The organism is Desulfovibrio sp. OH1186_COT-070, from assembly GCF_003860215.1.
In the GTDB taxonomy this organism is placed as follows: Bacteria; Desulfobacterota; Desulfovibrionia; order Desulfovibrionales; family Desulfovibrionaceae; genus Desulfovibrio.
In genome coordinates, this window is record NZ_RQYH01000277.1 from 1 (window position 1) to 207 (window position 207).

Below are 207 nucleotides of genomic sequence, written 5' to 3' on the forward strand. Positions count from 1 at the left end.
ATCACTACGCCCTGCCGAATGTATTCGTCCTTCCACTGAGCGGCGCGTTCTTCCAACATGGCATCCACCTCCCGCTTCCGGCTCCTGCGCCCGCTCCAGCTTCAAAAGCTGCGCGGCCAGGCCCCTGCTTTTGTCCAGCGCGTCGGCGGGCACCCGGCTTTCGTCCAGCCCCCATACACACATCCTATCCCAGTGATGCTCGACGGG

At 63.8% G+C, this 207-nt stretch carries 1 protein-coding gene; it reads right to left on the reverse strand.

The annotated features are described in order from the left end of the window. Nucleotides 1-183 (reverse strand): hypothetical protein (locus EII23_RS13305; protein WP_221620443.1); only part of this gene is annotated, 183 nt, incomplete at its 3' end. Nucleotides 184-207: the final 24 nt, after the last annotated feature.